17 protein-coding genes are annotated in these 16484 nt (G+C 60.7%); 3 read left to right on the top strand and 14 right to left on the bottom strand.

The window, feature by feature from the left end; genetic code table 11:
* Positions 1 to 13: 13 nt before the first annotated feature.
* From AC07OP_RS03290 to ppc, 5 genes are all read right to left on the bottom strand, one after another.
* Positions 14 to 874 carry a DUF72 domain-containing protein gene (locus AC07OP_RS03290; RefSeq protein ID WP_495100958.1) on the bottom strand — a complete coding sequence of 287 codons (861 nt, stop codon included), beginning with the start codon at positions 872 to 874 and terminating at the stop codon, positions 14 to 16.
* Positions 874 to 1164: a hypothetical protein gene (locus AC07OP_RS03295; RefSeq protein ID WP_027604506.1), complete on the bottom strand. Its 291-nt coding sequence runs from the start codon at positions 1162 to 1164 to the stop codon at positions 874 to 876. Before AC07OP_RS03295 ends, AC07OP_RS03290 begins: the two co-directional genes overlap by 1 nt.
* 160 nt (positions 1165 to 1324) lie before the next feature.
* Positions 1325 to 2011 carry a tRNA (adenosine(37)-N6)-threonylcarbamoyltransferase complex dimerization subunit type 1 TsaB gene (gene tsaB / locus AC07OP_RS03300; RefSeq protein ID WP_137211483.1) on the bottom strand — a complete coding sequence of 229 codons (687 nt, stop codon included), beginning with the start codon at positions 2009 to 2011 and terminating at the stop codon, positions 1325 to 1327.
* Between the two features lie 87 nt (positions 2012 to 2098).
* Entirely contained in the window at positions 2099 to 2746 is a 648-nt protein-coding gene (gene adk, locus AC07OP_RS03305; RefSeq protein WP_010212617.1) for an adenylate kinase, read from the bottom strand.
* A gap of 299 nt (positions 2747 to 3045) precedes the next feature.
* Entirely contained in the window at positions 3046 to 5691 is a 2646-nt protein-coding gene (gene ppc, locus AC07OP_RS03310) for a phosphoenolpyruvate carboxylase (RefSeq protein ID WP_495100957.1), read from the bottom strand.
* Positions 5692 to 5875: 184 nt separating this feature from the next.
* On the opposite strand from ppc, the gene AC07OP_RS03315 reads away from it, so the two are divergent.
* The 3 genes from AC07OP_RS03315 (at position 5876) to lptF (ending at position 7768) form a co-directional block, all read left to right on the top strand.
* Positions 5876 to 6220: a pilin assembly protein gene (locus tag AC07OP_RS03315; RefSeq protein WP_495100956.1), complete on the top strand. Its 345-nt coding sequence runs from the start codon at positions 5876 to 5878 to the stop codon at positions 6218 to 6220.
* A gap of 296 nt (positions 6221 to 6516) precedes the next feature.
* On the top strand, positions 6517 to 6927 hold the full coding sequence (locus tag AC07OP_RS03320) for a DUF4398 domain-containing protein (RefSeq protein ID WP_169899499.1): 411 nt from the start codon (positions 6517 to 6519) through the stop codon (positions 6925 to 6927).
* Between the two features lie 55 nt (positions 6928 to 6982).
* A complete protein-coding gene (gene lptF, locus AC07OP_RS03325; RefSeq protein ID WP_065938744.1) occupies positions 6983 to 7768 on the top strand; it encodes a lipotoxin F family OmpA-related lipoprotein LptF in 786 nt (261 codons plus the stop codon).
* A gap of 382 nt (positions 7769 to 8150) precedes the next feature.
* Here the strand turns inward: lptF and AC07OP_RS03330 are convergent, their stop codons facing one another.
* The 9 genes from AC07OP_RS03330 to AC07OP_RS03370 form a co-directional block, all read right to left on the bottom strand.
* Positions 8151 to 8645 carry a hypothetical protein gene (locus AC07OP_RS03330; protein ID WP_495100955.1) on the bottom strand — a complete coding sequence of 165 codons (495 nt, stop codon included), beginning with the start codon at positions 8643 to 8645 and terminating at the stop codon, positions 8151 to 8153.
* Positions 8646 to 8675: 30 nt separating this feature from the next.
* The gene (locus AC07OP_RS03335) at positions 8676 to 9002 is read right to left on the bottom strand and encodes a PA3694 family proteiin (protein WP_003172217.1); all 327 of its coding nucleotides are present in this window, start codon (positions 9000 to 9002) and stop codon (positions 8676 to 8678) included.
* Positions 8999 to 9904, bottom strand: coding sequence for an alpha/beta hydrolase (locus AC07OP_RS03340; protein WP_495100954.1), 906 nt, complete (start codon positions 9902 to 9904; stop codon positions 8999 to 9001). The genes AC07OP_RS03335 and AC07OP_RS03340 overlap by 4 nt, the downstream gene beginning before the upstream one ends.
* Positions 9905 to 9931: 27 nt before the next feature.
* Complete coding sequence (locus AC07OP_RS03345) at positions 9932 to 11209, bottom strand: flavohemoglobin expression-modulating QEGLA motif protein (RefSeq protein ID WP_027604513.1); 1278 nt, start codon at positions 11207 to 11209, stop codon at positions 9932 to 9934.
* Between the two features lie 21 nt (positions 11210 to 11230).
* Positions 11231 to 11779, bottom strand: a complete 549-nt coding sequence (locus AC07OP_RS03350) for a hypothetical protein (protein WP_115485736.1) — start codon at positions 11777 to 11779, stop codon at positions 11231 to 11233.
* A 15-nt stretch (positions 11780 to 11794) separates the two neighbouring features.
* Positions 11795 to 12511, bottom strand: a complete 717-nt coding sequence (locus AC07OP_RS03355) for a TetR/AcrR family transcriptional regulator (RefSeq protein WP_027604515.1) — start codon at positions 12509 to 12511, stop codon at positions 11795 to 11797.
* Between the two features lie 106 nt (positions 12512 to 12617).
* Positions 12618 to 14120, bottom strand: coding sequence for a lysine--tRNA ligase (lysS, locus tag AC07OP_RS03360; RefSeq protein WP_046071251.1), 1503 nt, complete (start codon positions 14118 to 14120; stop codon positions 12618 to 12620).
* Positions 14121 to 14211: 91 nt separating this feature from the next.
* Positions 14212 to 15307 (bottom strand): peptide chain release factor 2 gene (gene prfB, locus AC07OP_RS03365; protein WP_098465888.1). Its coding sequence is split into 2 segments (ribosomal slippage): positions 14212 to 15234 and positions 15236 to 15307, totalling 1095 coding nucleotides; the frame shifts between segments, so codons are not numbered across the junction.
* 156 nt (positions 15308 to 15463) lie between these two features.
* A complete protein-coding gene (locus AC07OP_RS03370; protein ID WP_027604517.1) occupies positions 15464 to 16465 on the bottom strand; it encodes a response regulator in 1002 nt (333 codons plus the stop codon).
* Positions 16466 to 16484: the final 19 nt, after the last annotated feature.

Raw genomic sequence — 16484 nt, forward strand, 5'->3', positions numbered from 1 at the left:
GGGAAAAGGAGCCCTAGAGTAACCCCAGTTGCTCGGCTTCGGGTTCCCGATGCAAGGTCGGCAGCGCCGGCAGGCCGGGCAGGCGCGCCATCAGCTGCGCGTGAAAACGCAGGGCCAGTTGCGCGGCAAGGCGATTATCCGAGGTGTGCAGGAACACGTAGGGTGTGCGGCCTTCTTCGATCCAACCCGCGACTTTTTCCACCCACGGCACCAGGAACGGGTCATTCGCCTCAAGCTCCGGATGACCGATAAAACGCACTTGGGGAAACTGGGTCAGCGCTGCCGGACGGGGTGGCACCTTGGGCTTTTTCGATTGTGCGTGCAGTACCGCCGCCGAGGTCGACGTGCAACTGAACAACGCGCGTGGGTCGAGGCAGATGCGCTCGACACCCCGATCCCGCAACAAACGGTTGAGCGTGCGCTCGGCATCGCCCTTGGCGAAGAACTCAGGGTGGCGTACTTCCACCGCCATCGGGCGCTCCAGGCCATCGATAAAACCGGACAGTTCAGCCAGGCGTTGCGGCGAAAAACTCGCCGACAGTTGCAGCCACAGCGGCGAAACACGTTCACCGAGCGGGCTCATCAAACCGACAAAACTTTCCGCCGCCGGCAATTGCTCGCGCAAGTCGCCACCGTGACTGATATCACCGGGGAATTTGGCCGTGAAGCGAAAATCGTCGGGCATGATGTCGGCCCAGCGCTGCACGGTAGCGGCCGAGGGGCGAGCGTAGAACGTGGTATTGCCTTCGACGGCGTTGAAGACCTGGGAATAAAGGGCAAGGTAATCGCTGGAGCGGGCGTCGACGGGGTACAGGTACTCGCGCCAGGCGTTTTCACTCCAGGACGGGCAGCCGAGGTAGTAAGGCAGGCGCATCAGATGTGGATGTCGAGACCCAGCACTTCCATATCCCATTCGACAAATCCGGCGGTGGTCAGGTAGCTGGCCAGGGCGGTGGCAACGCTTTTGCTCATGGAACGCGGGAAGACCATGTCTTGCTGACGGGCGGGAACGCCGCTGATGCGGGCTTGTGAACTGGCCTGCGCATCGGATTGGACCTCGATGAAGTCCGGCGAATCCTCGACGGAGTCGTCCACCGTGGCGTTTGCCCTACGCGGCTTGCGCTTGATCGGGTACGACTGTGAGGAAAATCCATCTATACGCATAGGCGCGAACTCGCTATCAGTAATGGCATTTTAGTGGCGCAATCCGTAGCGCGCAAATGCTCTGGTGATAACTAGAACACATAATTTGAAAAAGGTTTAAAAACCCGGGCAAATTCTGACGATTGGCGACTTTTGCCTCAAATTGCCATCATTTTTGGCGTCAAATAATCCCTCTTTCCGCCTTGGTCTGCGCGACTTTATCGCGCAGGTAAACCGGTGCGGCCTGATCCGCAGGAATCGCCTCGCCACGTTCGAACGCAAAGCGTGCCAGGGTCAGCAGATCTTCGGCGTGAGGCAACAGGGTTGCGTCCTGCCCAGCCGGTTGAACACCGATACGCTCGCCATACCCCCAGCCGGTGCCAGCGCCGAACCAGTCACCGCTGGCATCGCCCGGCAATACCGCCGATTCCGGTGGCTGCACCGCTTCCACGCCGACAAGGCGCATTTCGCCAGCCGTTTCGCGGTAGCACCCCCAATACACTTCGTCCATACGCGCATCGATCGCCGCCGCCACCTGCTGGGCGCCGTGTTCGCGCAAGGCACGTTGGGCCAGTACGGCAAGGTTGGAGACCGGCAGCACCGGGCGCTCCAACGCAAAGGCCAGGCCCTGGACCACGCCAATGGCGATGCGCACCCCGGTGAACGCTCCCGGGCCACGGCCAAAGGCGATGGCATCCACGGCCGACAGGGTGGTGCCCGCGTCTTCAAGCAGCTGCTTGATCATCGGCAACAGCTTCTGCGCATGCAGGCGCGGGATCACCTCGTAGTGGCTTGTGACCTTGCCATCGTGCAGCAAGGCAACGGAGCAAGCTTCAGTCGCGGTGTCCAGGGCCAGCAGGGTGCTCATCGGGTGGGTGTCCAAGTCAAAAAAAGTGCGCCAGTATAAACAACAACGGCCCGCAAGCGGGCCGTTGTCTATCAAGCCGATAAAGGATCAGCTCAGTGCTTGCAGGACCTTGGCGGTGATCGCTTCCACCGAGCCGACGCCAGGGATATGGCTGTACTTCGGCTTGCCCTGGGCTGCGGACAGCTTCTGGTAGAAATCCACCAGCGGCTTGGTCTGGGAATGGTAGACCGACAGGCGATGACGCACGGTTTCTTCGGTGTCGTCCTTGCGCTGCACCAGGTCTTCACCGGTGACATCGTCCTTGCCTTCAACTTTAGGCGGGTTGTAGACGGTGTGGTACACGCGGCCGGAGGCTTCGTGGACGCGACGACCGGCGATACGCTGGACGATTTCTTCATCTTCAACCGCGATTTCCACCACCGCGTCCAGCTCGACGCCGGCTTTCACCAGGGCTTCGGCCTGGGGAATGGTGCGTGGGAAACCATCGAACAGGAAGCCGTTCTTGCAGTCTTCCTGGCTGATGCGTTCCTTGACCAGGTTGATGATCAGGTCATCGGAGACCAGGCCACCGCTGTCCATCACGCTCTTGGCGATCAGGCCCAGCTCGGTGCCGGCCTTGACGGCAGCACGCAACATGTCGCCAGTGGAGATTTGTGGAATGCCGAATTTTTCAGTGATGAACTTTGCCTGAGTACCTTTACCGGCCCCGGGAGCTCCCAGCAGAATGACGCGCATCGATGTGCTCCTCAATTTTTTATAGAGATGACGCTCGGATTCGCCGCGTGGGGCCAATCTCGTAAAAATAATATAGGGCTCATGAAACTATGGGCCCAGGCCGCCCAAACGGCCAAAGGCTGATCAAGATACACAGCGGGCCCTAACCACACAAGCCGCCAAAAGTCGCAGGAACCCGCGCCACGCGTACGTCATAGGTAGGGTGTGCCTGAGTGCAACCCGCGCTGTAAACGCCGACCCCCCCTTTCAGGGCGGCCGTCGTGGTTTATCCGCAAGCCTTTGAGAACACGCAAAAAACCTCAGCCGGTGTTGCGCAGGCCGGCGGCAATACCGGCCACGGACACCAGCAGCGCCTGTTCCAGAGGGCTGTCCTGCGCGGCTTCCTGGCGACGCGAGCGCGCGAGCAACTCGGCCTGCAACAGGTGCAAGGGGTCGAGGTAGGTGTTACGCAGGCGGATGAACTCCAGGGTGTCAGGGCTATGGGCCAGCAGTTGCGACTGGCCGGTCAGGCCAAGCACCACGTCGCAGGCCTGCGACAATAGGTCGCGTAAGTGCACGCCCAATGGCAACAGGTCCGGCTGCACCAGGCGCTCGTCATACAGGCGCGCAATATCGGCATCGGCCTTGGCCAGGACCATTTCCAGCATATCGATGCGGGTGCGGAAGAACGGCCACTGTTCGCGCATCTGCCCCAGCAGTTCCCCTTCGCCACGCTCCAGGGCCTTGCTCAATGCGGCTTCCCAACCCAGCCAGGCCGGCAGCATCAGGCGAGTCTGGGTCCAACCGAAGATCCACGGAATGGCGCGCAGGCTTTCTATACCACCGGCGCGACGCTTGGCCGGGCGACTGCCCAGAGGTAGCCGGCCCAGCTCCTGCTCCGGGGTGGACTGGCGAAAATACTCGACGAATTGCGGATTTTCCCGCACCACCGCACGGTAAGCGCTGACGCCGTCGGCCGCCAATTCATCCATCAAATGGCGCCACGCCGGCTCCGGTGGCGGCGGTGGCAGCAACGTTGCCTCCAACACGGCGGCCAGGTAGAGATTGAGATTCTGTTCAGCAATGTCCGGCAAGCCGAATTTGAAGCGAATCATCTCGCCTTGCTCGGTGGTACGGAAACGCCCCGCCACCGAACCCGGCGGTTGCGACAGGATCGCCGCGTGGGCCGGGCCGCCGCCACGTCCGACGGTGCCGCCACGGCCATGGAACAGCAGCAATTCCACCTGTTGCTCCCGGCAGATATCCACCAGCCGCTCCTGGGCCCGGTACTGCGCCCAGGCGGCGGCGGTGGTGCCGGCGTCCTTGGCCGAGTCGGAGTAGCCGATCATCACTTCCTGCGGGCCCTGCAAGCGCGCCCGGTAGCCTGGCAGCAGCAACAGTTGTTCGATCACGGGACCGGCGTTATCCAGGTCGGCCAGGGTTTCGAACAGCGGTACCACGCGCATCGGCCGTTGAACGCCCGACTCTTTAAGCAGCAGCTGCACCGCCAATACATCCGAGGCGGCACCGGCCATGGAGATGACATACGAGCCTAACGAGGCGGCAGGCGCGGCGGCCACTTCCTTGCAGGTGTTGAGCACTTCGGCGGTATCGGCCGATGGCTTGAAATAGCCCGGCAACAGCGGTCGACGGTTGGCCAGCTCCTTCATCAGGAAGCTGATGCGCATCTCTTCGTTCCAGTCCTCGTAACGGCCCAGGCCCAGGTAATCGGTGATTTCGGTCATCGCCGCCGAATGACGACTGGAATCCTGGCGCACATCCAGGCGCACCAGGAACAGGCCAAAGGTGACGGCCCGGCGCAGGCAATCGAGCAGCGGGCCGTCGGCGATCACGCCCATGCCGCACGCGTGCAGCGACTGGTAGCACAGCTCCAGTGGCTCGAGCAGGTCGCGGTTGTTCTGCAACACCTCGGCAGGCGCCGGCGTGCTGCTGCTCAACGCGGTATGGGCCCATTGGCGCGTGGCGCGCAGGCGTTCGCGCAGTTGCTTGAGCAGGGCACGATAGGGTTCGACGCTGTCGCCGACCTTGGCCTGCAACGCCGGGCTGGCCTGTTGCATCGACAGTTCGGAGGCCAGGTGGTCGATATCGCGCAGGTACAGGTCGGCCGCCATCCAGCGCGCCAGCAGCAACACCTCGCGGGTGACCGGCGCGGTGACATTCGGGTTGCCGTCACGGTCGCCGCCCATCCACGACGCAAAGCGGATCGGCGCGGCTTCCAGCGGCAAACGCAGGCCCGTCGCAGCGTGTAACGCCTGGTCGGCCTTGCGCAGGTAATTGGGGATGGCGTGCCACAACGAATGCTCGATCACCGCGAAGCCCCACTTGGCTTCATCCACGGGGGTGGGCCGCGTGCGGCGGATTTCTTCGGTGTGCCAGGCTTCGGCGATCAAGCGTTGCAGGCGCTGGCGGATCTGCTCGCGCTCAGCGGTGGTGAGGTCGCGGTGATCCTGCAGCGCCAGTTGTGCGGCGATGGCGTCGTATTTCTGGATCAGGGTGCGGCGTGCCACTTCGGTGGGGTGGGCGGTGAGGACCAGTTCGATGTCCAGGCGCCCCAACTGGCGGGCCAGGGACTCATTGCTGTGGCCCTCGCCCTGCAGGCGCGCCAGTAACTCCGGCAATACGCGGGACTCGAACGGCGCCGGTTGCGACTCGTCGCGCCGGTGAATCAACTGGTACTGCTCGGCGATATTGGCCAGGTTGAGGAACTGGTTGAAGGCCCGCGCCACCGGCAGCAGTTCGTCTTCCTGCAACTGATTGAGGCTGGCGCTCAGTTCGTCACCCGCGGCTTTATCCGGGGCGGCTCCACGGCGGTCGGCCTTGGCGCCTTTGCGGATCTGTTCGATCTTGGCGAGAAAATCATCGCCGTACTGCTCTCGAATGGTGTTGCCCAACAGCTCACCCAGCAGGTGAACATCCTCACGCAAGCGTGCATCGATATCACTCATCAGCCAATCTCCAGCCAGAAATCCGGGACGCGCAGGTGTGTCAGAGTGCCGCCGGCATCGTTTTATGACAAGACTTTAAACCTTGTGACTTGCAGCTAGTCTCAAGTGTGAGCCGCCGCGTTTATCCACGCGCACGGCTGGTCACTCATCACCGCCCGCCACCGCAGGCTTTATTGAGGTTGCCATGAAAATTCGAGAACTGGCCCAGCACTGGGAAGAGAACGCCAAGGGTCGCCTGACCAAGACCGAGTACGCCATCCATCTGGATGTGGAGGCGGCTGCACGGCTGGCAGCCATCGGCGAGATGTACCCCAAGCGCCACACCGAAGAACTGCTCGGCGAGCTGATCGGCGCCGCCCTTGAGGAGCTGGAAGCCAGCTTTCCCTACATCAAGGGGCAACAGGTCATTGCTACCGATGAAGAGGGCGACCCGCTCTATGAGGACGTCGGGCCAACGCCGCGGTTCCTGACCTTGTCCCGTCGCTATCTGCATGATTTGTCTGCCAGTGCCGACGACCAAAAGCACTGACAAACTCGATTGACACCCATCTGAACCCCGTATTCCGGGCCTCTGCCGAGGCTCGGAGTACCCCTGCACGGGGCAAAAGTTCCAATTTTTTACCCTGACCAATCAGTCAGATATTTTTTTAGGCAAATCGCCATCTCTTCTGAACTTTTGAAAAAAGCCTCCGGTCACAGCCAGTAAGCCATCACTTGGAACGGCCGTTTGAAAGGGCCCGTCGTGCTTTACCGCTGCGCCCCGGCCGTTCATCGACTGCGATGGATTTTGATGTTTTTAGGAGCTATCCAATGGAGTTGAAGACGATGAAGACCAGCACTGCCAAATCCACGTTTAACCACCTGCGCGGGCTTAAATTGGCCGCGCTGGCAATCGGCACCAGCTTCGTTTTGGCTGGCTGCGCCGGCAACCCGCCCACCGAGCAATACGCGGTGACTCAGTCCGCGGTCAACAGCGCAGTGAGCGCCGGCGGCACCGAGTACGCAGCAGTTGAAATGAAATCGGCCCAGGACAAGCTCAAGCAAGCCGAAATCGCCATGCACGACAAGAACTATGACGAGGCGCGTCGCCTGGCCGAACAGGCTGAATGGGATGCTCGCGTTGCAGAGCGCAAGTCCCAGGCGGCCAAGGCCGAACAGGCTGTGAAGGATTCCCAGAAAGCTGTTCAGGAGCTGCGTCAGGAAGGTATGCGCCCGGCTGCTATCCAGCAGAAATAAAGCGCCGCGCCTGATTGCACTGCACCCGATATCGAATTGAAAGGACGACACGACTATGCGTAAACAATTGATGATCCCTGCCCTGCTGGCGATGAGCGTTGCCCTGGCGGCCTGCTCTACCCCGCCCAACGCGAACCTGGAAAACGCACGGACCAACTTCTCGTCCCTGCAAACCAACCCGCAAGCCACCAAGCTTGCCGCGCTGGAAACCAAGGACGCCAGCGAATGGCTGGACAAGGCTGACAAGGCCTACCGCGACAAGGAAGACCAGAAGAAAGTTGACCAACTGGCCTACCTGACCAACCAACGTGTTGAAGTGGCCAAAGACACCATCGCGCTGCGCGAATCCGAAGCCAAGCTGAAAAACGCCGGCGACGAACGTGCCCGTGCCCTGCTTGAGGCCCGTGACGCGCAGATCAAGCAGTTGCAGGACAGCCTGAATGCCAAGCAAACCGATCGCGGTACGCTGGTGACATTCGGCGACGTGCTGTTCGCTACCAACAAGTCCGACCTGAAATCCAGCGGCCTGGTGAACATCACCAAGCTGGCGCAGTTCCTGCGTGACAATCCGGATCGTAAGGTGATCGTCGAAGGCTACACCGACAGCACCGGTTCCGACTCGTACAACCAAAGCCTGTCGGAGCGCCGCGCAGCCTCGGTACAACGCGCACTGGCTCAGCAGGGCGTGGATATCTCGCGCATCGTGACCCAGGGTTATGGCAAGGAATACCCGGTTGCCGACAACGGCAGCGTCTCGGGCCGAGCCATGAACCGCCGCGTTGAAGTGACCATCTCCAACGATAACCAGCCGGTCAAGCCCCGTTCGTCCATGGCGAACTGATTGATTGATGCTGGATAAAAAACCCACCTTATGGTGGGTTTTTTTATGGATTGCCAAACTGGATAGGACGGTGTTTGTCCTCGTCTGGCATCTTCATCTTCTGGTCCTGTGCGGTCCGCCGCTCAAGATCTACATGGCACCGGCTCATATTCAGCAGGTTGCGAAATGCCTGACTTTCAGGATTTGCCGGATGTACGGGAGGTACAGGATTTGCAATTATCGCCACTTTCTCGGCCCTGATCTGAGTAAGTTACACCGCTTTGTGTGGCGCCTTACGCGATATGGTTCCAAAAAATCTTGGCTCAGTGCTGGCCCAGCGTTATCGACCGGTCGGTGACCACAAACCCCGCCCATGACGGGCGGGCTTTCCAGAAGTGGGCAATCAGGCTTCGATTTTTCCGGAAGGCTGGTAGTCGGACGCCTGGATTTGGCCTCCGTCCTGTGAGCCACCTTGATTGTCTTGTGAGCCTTGGCCGGCTTGTGCACCTTGATTGCCCTGCGCAACTTGAACGCCCTGTTTACCTTCAAGCTCTGCAATCTTTTTCTTCAGCTTTTCAATCTCATCTTCGATGCCGCTGCCGCCCCCCCCACCTCCCTGGCTGCCCTGGGAAGCTTTTAACTCTTTTAGTTTAAGTTGGTTTTTTAAGTTATCAAGTTCGGAGCCTTGTTGGGGCTCCTGACCGCCATCAACGCCAGACAAATCCCTTGAAACCGGTACACGGTTGATACTATCTACCATAATCGCTGACTCCAGACTGACTAATGAAATGGACTGATCAGTCGTTCCGATCAGTCCATAGTCTGTGGCGGTTAAATAAAGATAGTTCCGGTCAGCAACGGGTCGCACATGCAGCAAGGGACTAATCGCCAGGTTCAATGGCGTTTTCCCACGACGCGATGTGTCAGGTCACTGTTGCAATTGCGGGGTTTCCTGGCCCATGCAACGCACCGCCTGCTTCTTATTATTGACCAACACCCCACTCAAGCCTTTCTGCTCAGTATCGAACATGACCAGCACACCATCGACGCACTGCGCCACTTGAGCGGCCGGGGTCAGGGAGATCTTGTAGTCCTCGCCCGGCACGGTCTTGAGCATGGTGAAGTCGCTGAGCAGCAACGCATCCTCAGGCTTGGCGAAGTGCAAATAGCCGTAGTACCACAGGCAGCCGACGGTGCCGATGATGGTGCCGATGCCGGTGAGGATCAGCGGAATCATGTTGCGTTCTTCGCTCATTGCGGGCTCTCTGATGGATCAACTTTAGGAATGGGGTAATTCGGAATCTCGCCCAGGCGGCGCAGGCCGTTGAAGTGCTGCGGGTCATCCAGGTAGCGCAGCATCACGGTTTGCCAGGTCTTGTCGGAAAAGGTCTGCACATGGCCGCCGCGGGTCAACTGCAATACCCGTGGCGGTGGCGCGGCCTGATACAGGCGGATACCGTTGGCCACGGGCACGATCGGGTCATCCAGGCTGTGGAACAGCAATTTCGGCACGCCGGTCAGTTGCGGCATGGCGTTGATCGCGCTGTCGGCGTCAGGCACCAGCCAAGACAAGGGCACCTGGAAGGGCCATGTTAACCAGGAGGTGCTCAGGGCGAATTGTCCTACGTCACGATAACTGGCAGGCACGCCGTCCAGTACCAGGGCCTTTAGTTGGGACTGACGCTGCGGGTGTTCCGCCAGGTAATGCACCGCCAGCGCACCGCCGAGGCTTTGACCGAGGACGATCAACGGTTGGCCCTGGGTTTCGGGCGCCTGGTCGAGCCAGTTGAATGCCGCATCCACATCCTGATAAATCGCCGGCAATGAGGGCTTGCCTGCCGACAGCCCATAACCGCGATAGTCCAGCAGCAGTACCTGGTAGCCCTGCTCCGGCAACCACCAGCTGCCGCCCAGGTGCCAGGCCAGGTTACCGCCGTTGCCGTGCAGGTGCAGCACCGTCCCTTTGACGGGTACTCCGGCCTTGGCCGGCAGCCACCACGCGTGCAACTTCACGCCGTCGGCGGTGGTGAGGGTGACATCACGGTATTGCAAATGTGCTTTTTCGGGCGTGAACGGCAGGCCGGGTTCGGGGTAGAACAGCAGGGAGCTGCAACCGTTCAATGTGAGTAGCAGGCACAGAATGCCGAGGATTCTCATCCGTTGAAGCCTCGTGAATAACAGCGTTTAAAGGATATTGGAGTAATCCGCCTCGATCCGGTCCAGGCTCAAGTGGTTGAGGAAGTTGGAGAAACACATCCACGCCGCCAGTGCATTCATGTCGCGGAACTGTTCAGGCAGGTACTTGGGCGGCACCACCAGGCCTTCGTCCACCAGTTGGCGCAAGGTGCGCATGTCTTCCAGGGTGGTCTTGCCGCAGAACAGCAGCGGCACTTGCTCCAGCTTGCCTTTGCGCACGGCCAGCTGGATATAGTTGTAGACCATGATAAAGCCCTTGAGGTAGGACAGATCCTTGGTAAACGGCAAGCCGTTCGGCACTGAGCCACGGAATACCCGGCTGGCGTTGCCATAGCTTTCGGCCATTTCAAAGCCTTGTTCGCGGAAGAACTCGAACACCTGCAGGAAGTCGGCACCCTCTTCCACCATGTGGATCGCACGGGTGCGGTTGGTCAGCTTGCGCAAGCGGCTCGGGTAGGAGGCGAACGTAATGATCTCCATGAGGATCGCCAGGCCTTCCTGGGTCACGGTGGACGACGGCGGGCCCTTGGACAGGAAGGTGCAGATCGGCTGGTTCTGGCCGTTGAGCGTGGTACCGACATGCACCAGGCCTTCGTGGACTTCCAGCGCACGCACGTCGCGGTCGTTGAACATCGCGTCGGCGCGGATCTTGATGTAGTCGGCACCCGCTGCGGCATCGGCAACGATACCGTCGGACTCAAACACCCGGATGGTCTCTTCGGCTTCGCCAAATACCTTGTTCAGGCGGGTTTGCAGCAGGGCCACGGCGTCTTTGGCGGTCAGGGTCTTGGCTTCGTCCTTGAGGTCGCCACGGCCGTCGATATTGTTCAGGTAGTCGGAGAGCATCAGGCCCAGGTCAGCCAGGGTCGGGTCGCCGGCGTGGAAGGCATCGGAGGCGGCGCCGTACAGCTCCTGGGAAATCAGGCCGAAGTCCTCGGTGCCGCGGGCTTCGAGCATGCGCACCACCATGCGGTATTCGCGGCACATGCGACGCATGATCTGCCCCACCGGGCTGAACTGGCCGAGGCGGCGAGTGATGTCGCGTTCGATGTTCTGGAATTCCAGCTTTACCGCACTGGAGTCGAACGACAGCGGTCGGTTCAGGTAGTAGTCGCGATCCACGGCGGGCATGGCCTTGCCCTTGGCCTTGAGGAATCCCTGGCGAATGTTGTCGTCCCACTTCACGGCGTCGAGGACGCGAATCGGTGTTTGCGCCAGCACAATGCGATCGGACAAGCTGCGTATCGTCTGCTGGTAATCGTCCACCCGGTGCTTCCTCTCTAAACGTTATTTGCCCGCACGCTGGTAGCGCACGGCTTCAACGAACACATCGGCATTGGCCGGATCATCCAGGTAGGCAAACACCTGGCTCATGGAACTGTCGACCCGTACGCCGGCGCCTTCGACGGTCTCCACGTTGCTGCCCTGCAGCACCTGTTGCCCGATGGCCTGGTGAATCTGTTCGAGGTCGAGGTTATAGACCACCAATTCGTGCTTATCGTCGAACTCGAACCCCGCCAGGAAGTAATGCCCTCCGAACCGGGCCGGCAACGGTGCCGACAGGTACCAGCGGTTGCCATGACGCGAAACGGTAAACAGGTACTCATCGCGCTGGGCCGGCGTGGCTTTAGGGTAGCTCACCGCCTTGTAGCGGTGCTCACCGGCACGGCTGATGCGCAGATTGAGCGGTTCGCCCCAGGCATTCCTGCTGGTCCAATGGCCCAGCAACTCATCCGGCGCCGCCTCATGGGCGGGCAACGGGTCCTTGAACGTGACCAGGCAACCGCTGAGCAACAGGAACGACAAGGCGATTACCGCCACACGCCAGGTTTTCATTGGACTCCCCCGGTGTCAGACCGAGGCCAACACCAAATGCATGTAACGCTTGAGGATCTCAAGCATCTCTTCACCGGTCAGAGGCTCTGCGCCGCCCAGCAGGCCCTGATATTCCATCCGACTGATAATCGCCGTCAACACCTTGGCGTCCTGTTGCGGCTCGCGGGAGCCCAATACCTGGAAAAACTGCCCCGTGCCCTGCAACAGGATCTGCTGGTGGGACCGCACCAGCTCAGCCAGGCGCGGGTTGAGCAAGGCTTCCTGGCGGAAGGCCTGTTCGGCCATCAAATGTTCGCGGCGGTTGGTCAGTTGGCGCAGCACATAGTCGGCGGTCAGCCGCGCAATGTCATCGGCCAGTTGCGAGCGCGATTCCGGGCTGCCATCGCCATAGGCGACCATCTCACGCAGCAGGCCTTCGTTACGCACCCATAGCTTGCCCATGAAGGCCGCGCTGCGTTCAACATACTGGGCGAAGGTATCGGTGAGCAGGTCATCGATGTCCTTGAAGTAATAGGTAGTGGCTGACAACGGCACACCGGCCTCGGCCGCCACGGCCCGATGGCGCACGGCGCGCACGCCATCGCGCACCACGATGCGCATGGCTGCATCGAGAATGTCTTGCCTGCGTTGCTCGCTGCCCCGACGGCTGGCCTTACGGCCCTGGTACTGGACGCTTTCAGCCACGGCAGCGGCAATGCCGGCGGCGCCTTCTTGAGCGGTTACGCGGTTCACGACACACATCCTTGAATAGATCAAAACCTGGCGCTGTTTGCTTGACGCTTAAAAACGCCACATAAAAAAGCCGCCTTATAAAAGGCGGCTTCGGATTTCGCTACGCTTACGCTTGTGGCCGCATGTGCGGGAACAAGATCACATCGCGGATCGACGGCGAGTTGGTCAACAACATCACCAGGCGGTCGATGCCGATACCTTCACCGGCCGTTGGCGGCATGCCGTATTCCAGGGCACGTACGAAGTCGGCGTCGTAGTGCATGGCTTCGTCATCGCCGGCGTCCTTGTCGGCCACCTGGGCCATGAAGCGCTCGGCCTGGTCTTCGGCATCGTTAAGCTCGGAGTAGGCGTTGGCGATTTCGCGGCCGCCGATGAACAGCTCGAAACGGTCGGTGACGTTCGGATTGTCGTCGTTGCGACGGGCCAGCGGCGACACTTCGAACGGGTACTGGGTAATGAAGTGCGGCTGTTCCAGCTTGTGCTCCACCAGCTCTTCGAAAATCATCACCTGCAGTTTGCCCAGGCCTTCGAAGCCCAGCACCTTGGCGCCGGCTTTCTTGGCGATGGCGCGGGCCTTGTCGATGTCATTGAGGTCGTCGGCGGTCAGCTCAGGGTTGTACTTGAGGATCGAGTCGAATACCGAGAGACGCACGAACGGCTCGCCGAAGTGGAACACCTTGTCACCATACGGCACGTCGGTGCTGCCCAGGACCAGTTGCGCCAGCTCGCGGAACAGTTCTTCGGTCAGGTCCATGTTGTCTTCGTAGTCGGCGTAGGCCTGGTAGAACTCCAACATGGTGAATTCCGGGTTGTGCCGGGTCGAGACGCCTTCGTTACGGAAGTTGCGGTTGATCTCGAACACCTTCTCGAAGCCACCGACCACAAGACGCTTGAGGTACAACTCAGGCGCGATACGCAGGAACATTTCCATGTCCAGTGCGTTGTGGTGGGTTTCGAACGGCTTGGCTGCGGCGCCCCCCGGGATGGTCTGCAGCATCGGGGTTTCCACTTCCAGGAAGTCACGCTGCATCAGAAAGCTGCGGATATGCGCGATGACCTGCGAACGCACGCGGAAGGTCTGGCGCACGTCTTCGTTGACGATCAGGTCAACGTAGCGCTGACGGTAGCGTTGCTCGGTATCGGTCAGGCCGTGGTGCTTGTCCGGCAACGGGCGCAGGGACTTGGTCAGCAGGCGCACGCTGGTCATTTCCACGTACAGGTCGCCCTTGCCGGAACGGGCCAGGGTGCCTTCGGCGGCGATGATGTCGCCCATGTCCCAGGTTTTCACCGAGGCCAGGGTTTCTTCAGACAGGGTCTTGCGGTTGACGTAGACCTGGATACGCCCGGTCATGTCCTGGATCACCATGAACGAGCCACGGTTGAGCATGATGCGACCTGCCACCTTGACCGGGATCGCCGCTTCTGCCAGCTCTTCCTTGGTCTTGTCCGCGTACTGCTTCTGCAAGGCATCGCAGTAGTTGTCGCGACGGAAGTCGTTGGGGAAGGCATTGCCCTTGGCGCGCTCGGCAGCCAGCTTTTCCTTGCGCAGGGCGATCAGGGAGTTTTCTTCCTGTTGCAGGGCTTGCGGGTCGAGTTGTTGGTCGCTCATGTCTTTAAATTTTCCATCAGGTTCGTGGTCCCCGGCCTGCGGCCGGGGATCGCCGGCAAGGACTGGGCGTCCCCCCGGTTCCTACAAGGGGTTACAGGCCAGATTTCAGGCTGGCTTCCAGGTATTCGTCGATGTCACCGTCGAGCACCTTGTCGCAGTCGCTGCGTTCGATGTTAGTGCGCAGATCCTTGATCCGCGACGCGTCGAGCACATAAGAGCGGATCTGGTGACCCCAGCCGATATCCGACTTGGTGTCTTCCAGGGCCTGGGAAGCGGCGTTGCGCTTCTGCATTTCCTGCTCGTACAACTTGGCCCGCAGCATTTTCATGGCGGTGTCCTTGTTCGCGTGCTGGGAACGTTCGTTCTGGCAGCTCACCACGGTGTTGGTCGGTACGTGGGTAATACGTACGGCCGAGTCGGTGGTGTTTACGTGCTGGCCACCGGCACCGGAGGAGCGGTAGGTGTCGATCCGCAGGTCAGCCGGGTTGATCTCGATTTCCACCTTGTCATCGATCTCGGGCGAGACGAACACCGCAGAGAACGAGGTGTGGCGACGGTTGCCAGAGTCGAACGGGCTCTTGCGCACCAGGCGGTGTACGCCGATCTCGGTACGCAGCCAGCCAAAGGCGTATTCACCCTTGATGTGCACGGTCGCGCCCTTGATGCCGGCGACTTCACCGGCCGACAGCTCCATGATGGTGGCGTCGAAACCGCGCTTGTCGGCCCAGCGCAGGTACATGCGCAGCAGGATGTTGGCCCAGTCCTGGGCTTCGGTGCCGCCGGAACCGGCCTGGATGTCCAGGTAGGCGTTGTTCGGGTCCATTTCGTGGCTGAACATGCGACGAAATTCAAGCTTGGCGAGGTTTTCCTCGAGACGGGCCAGCTCGGCGACGACATCGCCCACTGCGCCTTCGTCGTTTTCTTCGACGGCCATGTCCAGCAGGTCGCGGCAATCGGCCAGGCCGGTGTTCAGTTCGTCGAGGGTGTCGACGATCTGCGCCAGCGCAGCGCGCTCGCGTCCCAGTTCCTGGGCGTATTCAGGTTTGTTCCAGACACTCGGATCTTCAAGCTCGCGATTGACTTCGGTCAGACGCTCATGCTTTTGATCGTAGTCAAAGATACCCCCGAATAGTTTCGGAGCGCTCGGACAGGTCCTTGATGGTGTTAAGGATCGGGTTGATTTCCATGGCGGGCAGCACTCGTTGGCGAACTTTTGAAAGCCGGCGAGTATAACGGCAAACGGGGGGGAACGGCAGTCCGCTGGGCGAAAAGGCAGACTACGCAGGGTTAAATGTGGGAGGGGGCAAGCCCCTTCCCACCTTTTGATCTGCTGCGGCCTCGAGTCACTCGATACCGACCTGATTGCGCCCGTTGTGCTTGGCCGTATACAAGCCCTTGTCCGCCGCCATGATCAACCGGCGGCAATCGGTACCCTGCACCGGCGTCATGGTCGACAGGCCGATGCTGATGGTCAGGCTCGAGCCTTCCGCCGGCGCGATGTGCGGGATCTTCAGTGCGGCGACGGCCATGCGCAGCTTTTCCGCCACCAGGCGTGCCCCACCCGGCGAGGTGTTCGGCAACACCAGGGCAAATTCCTCGCCGCCATAGCGCGCCGGCAGGTCCGAGGGGCGGCTGCTGGCTTCGCGGATGGTGTTGGCCACTTTGCGCAAGGCTTCATCACCCTCGACGTGGCCGAAGCTGTCGTTGTAGGTCTTGAAGAAATCCACGTCGATCATCAGCAATGACAGCTGGGTCTGGTCACGCATGGCGCGGCGCCATTCCAGCTCCAGGTATTCGTCGAAGTGGCGGCGGTTGGACAGCCCGGTCAGGCCATCGGAGTTCATCAGCCGTTGCAGCACCAGGTTGGTGTCCAGCAGCTGTTGCTGGCTGACCCGCAGCGCACGGTAGGCGGCATCGCGCTGCAACAGGGTCATGTAGGAGCGCGAGTGATAGCGGATGCGCGCCACCAGTTCGATGTTGTCCGGCAGCTTGACCAGGTAGTCGTTGGCCCCCGCCGAGAACGCCGCGCTCTTGATCAGCGGGTCTTCCTTGGTGGAAAGCACGATGATCGGGATGTTCTGCGTGGCCGGGTGGTTGCGGTATTCGCGCACCAGGGTCAGGCCGTCGAGGCCGGGCATCACCAGGTCCTGCAGGATCACCGTGGGCTTGATGCGGATGGCCTGGGCAATCGCCTGGTGCGGGTCGGCACAGAAGTGGAAGTCGATGTTTTCTTCATGGGCCAGGCCACGCCGTACGGCTTCGCCGATCATGGCCTGGTCGTCGACCAGCAACACCATGGCGGCGTTTTCGTCGGTCTTGATGTCGTCGATCTGTAAATCATTCATGTGCAGTCACCTGAATTAC

Source organism: Pseudomonas sp. GW821-FHT09D08, from assembly GCF_059416305.1.